This is a genomic window from Sphingomonas sp. (assembly GCF_019242355.1).
Lineage (GTDB): Bacteria > Pseudomonadota > Alphaproteobacteria > Sphingomonadales > Sphingomonadaceae > Sphingomicrobium.
In genome coordinates this window covers 1-4,902 of sequence record NZ_JAFAVR010000189.1, presented here as the reverse complement: position 1 = coordinate 4,902, position 4,902 = coordinate 1, and the positions used below count along the sequence as shown (strand labels likewise).

The window sequence follows — 4,902 nt, the reverse complement described above, 5'->3', positions numbered from 1 at the left end:
GGGACCGCCGTTGTAAAGGAAGGTGATCGGCCGATCTGCCGACGGCACGCCATTCTTGAAATAGGCGACATAGAAGATCGATGCCTCGGCATCCGGGTTCTTGTCGCCGTCCGCGTCCCCGGTCGATTTATCCCCGTTCTCCTTGGTCAGCTGTTGCTCGCGCCATGCCGCGTCGTCCCAGCCCTGGGGATGAACGACGATGTTGCCGGCGACAGCGCGATAGGCGATCCGCTGCCCTTCGACGTCGACAAGCCCCTGACTGGCGACGCTCGTCGGGTGAAACAGGACACCACGATCCGGCGATGAAGTGTGAAGCGCGCTTGGCTTGTCACTTTCGACAGTGCCGGAGCGCGATTGCGACGATCGTGGCGTCTCCTGCGCCAGGGACGGTGCGGCCATGAACGCGAGGCACGACGCAAGCAGGAGCGATCTTTTCATCGGAGCGACTCTCTCGGGAAGTGAAAGCGCCGCCGGTCTAGCGACCACCGTTACGGGACGGCAATCCCCTGCCTGCGGGCGCTCCCGTCAGGCGTCTTCAAGGGCCGCGTTCCCGGCGTCCACCGGCGTGAGCATGAGCGCTCCGTCGCCTTCGTCCACGCGAACCGTGGAACCATCGCGGACCTCGCCCGACAGGATGCGGTCGGCAAGCGGGTCCTGCAGATATTTCTGCACCGCGCGCTTCAGCGGCCGAGCGCCATAGACGGGATCGTAGCCGACCCGCCCGAGCCAGGCTCGCGCGCCGTCCGTGAGGTCAAGCCTGATCTTCCGATCCTCGAGCAGCTTCTGCAGCCTCGCGACCTGGATATCGACGATCGGCCCCATGTGCGCTGCGCCCAGTCTGTGGAACAGGATGATCTCGTCCAGCCGGTTCAGGAACTCAGGCCGGAAGTGTCCGCGCACGACCTCCATCACCTGCGCCTCGGCCTTCTCGACCGGTTCGTCCTCTCCAAGGGCAGCGAGATACTGGCTCCCAAGGTTCGAGGTCAGGATGATGATCGTGTTGGTGAAATCGACCGTGCGGCCCTGGCCGTCGGTCAGGCGGCCGTCGTCGAGCACCTGCAGCAGCACGTTGAAGACGTCGCCGTGCGCCTTCTCCACCTCGTCGAACAGCACGACCTGGTAGGGCCGCCGCCGCACTGCCTCGGTGAGCACGCCGCCTTCTTCGTATCCGACATAGCCCGGCGGCGCGCCGATCAGCCGCGCGACCGCGTGCTTCTCCATGAACTCGCTCATGTCGATGCGGACCATCGCCGATGAATCGTCGAACAGGAATTCAGCGAGCGCCTTGGTCAGTTCGGTCTTGCCGACGCCGGTCGGGCCGAGGAACAGGAACGAGCCGAGCGGCCGGTTCGGGTCCTGCAACCCGGCGCGCGCGCGGCGAACGGCCGCCGATACGGCCTTTACCGCCTGATCCTGCCCAATGACTCGAGCGCCGATGGTCGCTTCCATCTGCAGCAGCTTCTCGCGCTCGCCTTCCATCATCCGCTCGGCCGGAATACCAGTCCAGCGCGCGACGACTCCTGCGATGTCCTGGTCGGTAACTTCCTCACGCAACATCGCGCCCTTTGACGCCGCCTGCGCTTCGGCGAGTTGCTTCTCCAACTCGGGAATGCGCCCGTATTGAAGCTCGCCGGCCTTGCCGAGATCGCCGCCGCGCTGCGCCTGCTCAAGCTCCAGCCGCGCCGAGTCCAGCTGCTCTTTTAATTTCGCCTCGGCGGAAATCTTGTCCTTCTCCGCCTGCCACCGCTGGGTCAGCTCGCTCGACTGCTGCTCAAGGTTGGCGAGCTCTGCCTCCAGCTTGGCCAGCCGATCCTTCGACGCGCGGTCCTGCTCCTTCTTCAGCGCCTCCCGCTCGATCTTGAGCTGGATGATGCGCCGGTCGAGGTTCTCGATTTCCTCGGGTTTGGATTCGACCTCCATGCGGATGCGGCTCGCCGCCTCGTCCATCAGGTCGATTGCCTTGTCGGGAAGGAAGCGGTCGGTGATGTAGCGGTTGCTGAGCGTCGCCGCCGCAACGATCGCCGCATCGGTGATACGAACGCCGTGGTGAAGCTCGTACTTCTCCTTGAGCCCGCGCAGGATCGAGATCGTGTCGGGCACCGTCGGCTCGCCCACGAACACCGGCTGAAAGCGCCGCTCCAGCGCCGCGTCCTTTTCAATATGTTTGCGGTACTCGTCGAGCGTCGTCGCGCCGATGCAGTGCAACTCGCCGCGGGCCAGCGCCGGCTTCAGCAAATTGCCCGCATCCATGGCGCCTTCCGACTTCCCGGCGCCGACCAGCGTGTGCATCTCGTCGATGAACAGGATGATGTCGCCGGCGGCCTGGCGCACCTCGTCGAGAACGCCCTTCAATCGCTCCTCGAACTCGCCGCGATATTTCGCGCCGGCGATCAGCGAGCCCATGTCGAGCGCGAGCAGCTTCTTGTCCTTGATCCCGTCGGGCACGTCGCCGTTGGTGATCCGGAGCGCCAGCCCCTCGGCGATCGCCGTCTTGCCGACGCCGGGCTCGCCGATCAGCACCGGATTGTTCTTGGTCCGCCGCGCAAGCACCTGGATCGTGCGGCGGATCTCCTCGTCGCGCCCGATCACCGGGTCGAGCTTGCCGGCCCGCGCTGCCTCGGTCAGGTCGCGCGCATATTTCTTGAGCGCGTCATAGCGATCCTCGGCGCCCTGCGTGTCGGCGGTCCGACCGCCGCGGAGCTTGTCGATCGCGGCATTGAGGCTCTGCGCGGTCAGTCCCGCCTTGGCGAGCGCGCCGCCGACATCCGTATTCTTGGCCAGCGCCATGGCCAGCAGCAGCCGCTCGACCGTGACGTAGCTGTCGCCGGCCTTGCTCGCGATCTGCTCGGCCTGGTCGACGATCCGGATCGTGTCGCCGTCGAGCCCCGGCGCCTGCGTCGCGCCGCTGCCCGTCACCGAAGGGATCTTGGCAACCAGTGCGTCCGCCTCGCGCTGGGCAGCCTTCGAATCACCGCCCGCGGCCTGGATCAGCCCTGCGGCCATCCCCTGCTCGTCGTCGAGCAGAGCCTTCAGCAAATGGGCCGGCGCGATCCGCTGGTGATGCTCGCGAACCGCAATCGTCTGTGCCGCCTGCAGGAAGCCACGCGCGCGATCAGTGAGCTTCTCGAAATCCATTGCGTCCGTATCCCTCTATTGCAGCGGGAATATGGTGTTGCAGAACGGCAACACAAGGCCGTTGACGTCAGTGCGCCTGCCCGGCCTGCGGAGTTGCCGCGGGCGCTGTGGGCTGCGCCTGAGGCGGCGTTACCTGAACCGGAATCGCCTGGACCGGCAGGGGCTGGCCCGACGACGCTGCATCTTCTGGGTGCAACAGCGGCGGGCATTCGGGCAGGACCGCCGGGTCCATGTTCCAGCGGCGGAACTTGGTACTGTCGACGTGGAAGCGCAGGAACGCATAGAAGCCAAGGCCGGCATTGTACGGCGCGCCATGCTCGGAATGAGCGGCGCACAGGCTGCGCATCAGCGCTTCCCGCGTCGTCGGGCGAAGCGGCACCAGGTCGACCGCCGAATCCAGCTTGTGCGCGCTTTCCGGCGCTCCGCCGGCGCATTTGTTGAGTACCGGGTTCCGATAGGCAGACACCGCCTCGACCGGCCCGACGGCTGGGATCACATAGTCTCGGACATAGCGCAGCGTCTGGATCATGTGGGGCCATTCGTCGGTCGGCGGCACTTCGAACGGCTGTCCGCCACATTCCTGCCAGGCGCTCGCGGTTCGCAGTAGCTGCCAGGTCGGCAGAATGCCACTGACGTCCGCCGAGAGGAGGTAATCGTTGAACGCCTTGACCTGGGCCGCCCGGCCCGGAACCGCGAGGTACCAGGACCGGTAGCCCGGCTCGTCCTGCCCGCGTGTTACATAGGGCGCGGCCGGGTCCCATGCCGGTGCGGAGGACGCCGCCAGGGAAGGCGTTGCCGGGGGCGCCGGCTGGGCGGCACGGACCGAGGCGAGGGCGAAGGCGAGAAGAAGAGCCATCGCGTGACCATAAGCCTCCATCGCGCCTTGAAAAGCATTGAACGGCCGCCCACTGTATTAGGTCTATGTCACAGCCAATCGAAGTCGACCTGCCCCACAGCCTCGGCAAGGACGAAGCACGCCGGCGGATCGCCAACAACATTCACCTGCTCGCCGGCCATATCCCAGGCGGCGGCCACGTCGAATCCGGCTGGACCGGCGACCAGCTCAACATGCGTGTGCAGGCGATGGGCGACGCCGTGCAGGCGATCGTGGACGTCCAGGAAACCAAGGTTCACGTGAAGATGTTGCTTCCCGGCCTGCTGGGCGTGTTCGCGGGACCCTTGCAGGCGGCGCTGCGGGCCAAGGGCAGCGTCCTTCTCGAAGACCACCACAAGGGCTGACGCTCGCCGGCCGAACGGCTAAGCAGGCGCTCTCGGGAAGGGAGCGCAAGGGATGCGGCATTTCGCGATCGTCGGCTCCGGTCCGGCCGGCTTCTACACCGCCGAGGCGCTTGAGCGGGCTTATGGCGGAAATGCTCGCATCGACATCATCGATCGCTATCCCGTCCCATACGGCCTGATCCGGTTCGGCGTAGCCCCCGACCATCAGTCGCTGAAGGCGGTCAGCAAGCGCTACGACAAGGTTGCGGAAAGCGCCGGTGTCGACTTCGTGGGCAACGTGACCGTCGGCCGCGATGTCTCCGTGTCCGAGCTGCTTGAGGTCTACGATGCAGTGATCCTTGCGACCGGAGCGCCGCACGACCGCAAGCTTGGGATACCGGGCGAGGACCTGCCCGGCGTGATCGGCTCGGCCGAGTTCGTCGGCTGGTACAACGGTCATCCCGATTTCGCCGATCTCGATCCGCCGCTCGACGGTACGCATGCCGCAGTCGTCGGCAACGGCAATGTCGCCCTCGATTGCGCCCGCAT

At 66.1% G+C, this 4,902-nt stretch carries 4 protein-coding genes and 1 pseudogene; 2 read left to right on the top strand and 3 right to left on the bottom strand.

The features are described 5' to 3' along the window. The 3 genes and pseudogenes from JOZ79_RS09545 to JOZ79_RS09535 form a co-directional block, all read right to left on the bottom strand. Positions 1 to 438 (bottom strand): annotated as a pseudogene (locus JOZ79_RS09545) (peptidase S10); the annotation flags it as partial. 87 nt (positions 439 to 525) lie between these two features. Beyond that, complete coding sequence (gene clpB, locus JOZ79_RS09540) at positions 526 to 3,135, bottom strand: ATP-dependent chaperone ClpB (RefSeq protein ID WP_294073552.1); 2,610 nt, start codon at positions 3,133 to 3,135, stop codon at positions 526 to 528. A gap of 67 nt (positions 3,136 to 3,202) precedes the next feature. After that, the gene (locus JOZ79_RS09535; RefSeq protein ID WP_294073550.1) at positions 3,203 to 3,991 is read right to left on the bottom strand and encodes a D-Ala-D-Ala carboxypeptidase family metallohydrolase; all 789 of its coding nucleotides are present in this window, start codon (positions 3,989 to 3,991) and stop codon (positions 3,203 to 3,205) included. A gap of 65 nt (positions 3,992 to 4,056) precedes the next feature. Between JOZ79_RS09535 and JOZ79_RS09530 the strand changes: the two genes are divergently transcribed. Together JOZ79_RS09530 and JOZ79_RS09525 are read left to right on the top strand one after the other, a co-directional pair. Next, positions 4,057 to 4,374, top strand: coding sequence for a polyhydroxyalkanoic acid system family protein (locus tag JOZ79_RS09530; RefSeq protein WP_294073548.1), 318 nt, complete (start codon positions 4,057 to 4,059; stop codon positions 4,372 to 4,374). Between the two features lie 52 nt (positions 4,375 to 4,426). Beyond that, positions 4,427 to 4,902 (top strand): FAD-dependent oxidoreductase (locus JOZ79_RS09525; protein ID WP_294073546.1); only part of this gene is annotated, 476 nt, incomplete at its 3' end.